This is a genomic window from Oleiphilus sp. HI0043 (assembly GCF_001634935.1).
Genome location: NZ_LWEY01000509.1, coordinates 1 through 1,050, shown reverse-complemented (window position 1 = coordinate 1,050; position 1,050 = coordinate 1). Strand labels below are relative to the sequence as shown.

At 46.2% G+C, this 1,050-nt stretch carries 2 protein-coding genes; both read left to right on the top strand.

Features of this window, described 5'->3' with window-relative positions:
- On the top strand, window positions 1-496 hold a 496-nt coding region (gene rdgB, locus A3729_RS06275), incomplete at its 5' end, for an RdgB/HAM1 family non-canonical purine NTP pyrophosphatase (RefSeq protein WP_068633427.1).
- Between the two features lie 8 nt (window positions 497-504).
- The coding region (hemW, locus tag A3729_RS06270; protein ID WP_156497739.1) for a radical SAM family heme chaperone HemW at window positions 505-1,050 on the top strand (546 nt) is incomplete at its 3' end.

Sequence of the window (1,050 nt, the reverse complement as noted above, 5' to 3'; positions counted from 1 at the left end):
GCCTGAAGAAACGGGGCTCAGCTTTGTTGAGAATGCCATTATTAAAGCGCGTTGCGCAGCCAAAATGACAGGCCTACCCGCTTTGGCGGATGATTCGGGTATCGCGATTGACGCCTTACAGGGACAGCCCGGTATTTATTCAGCTCGTTTTGCAGGTGAGGGAGCTAGTGACCAGGATAACATCGACCTGGTTTTGAAAAAGTTAGGGGGGGTTCCCGAGGCAGAAAGAACAGCGCAATTCCATTGTGTTCTGGTTTATATGTCGCATGCTGAAGATCCAACACCTTTAATTTGCCATGGCCGTTGGCCTGGTAGAATTACTGAAACTCAGAGTGGCAGTGAAGGTTTTGGCTATGACCCGGTATTTTGGGTATCTGATCAACAATGTACCGCAGCAGAATTGACGAAAGAAGAGAAAAACAAAATTAGCCACCGTGGCCAGGCAACCCAGGCTTTGCTCGACAAAATTGAGCTAATCAAAGCGTCAATGGCTTAGGCTGAGCCTTGAATACACTGCCTCCACTAAGTCTCTATGTACACATTCCCTGGTGTGTACGCAAATGCCCTTACTGCGACTTCAACTCCCATGTCAGTGCTGAAATTCCAGAACAGGCCTATCTAAATAAGCTTCTTGAAGATTTGGACTTTGATAGGGAATTTGCACAGGGCCGTAAAATTGAATCGATCTTTTTTGGTGGCGGTACACCGAGTTTAATGTCAGGTGAGTTTTATCAGCGCTTACTACCTGCCATAGATAAGCGATTGCCTTTTGCCGAGCATATCGAAATCACACTCGAGGCTAATCCAGGTACGACTGAAGCGAAGCGATTTCAAGCTTATGCTCAAGCAGGTATTAACCGCCTATCTTTAGGTGTTCAGAGTTTTAAAGACCGCTATTTGGAAAAGCTTGGGCGCATTCACTCTGCTAGTGAAGCAATGAAGGCCATTGAACAAGCACACGAGGGAGGTATTACTAACTGTAATATTGATTTGATGCATGGTTTGCCCGGGCAAACATTGGATGATGCCATGGATGATATCCAAAGTGCA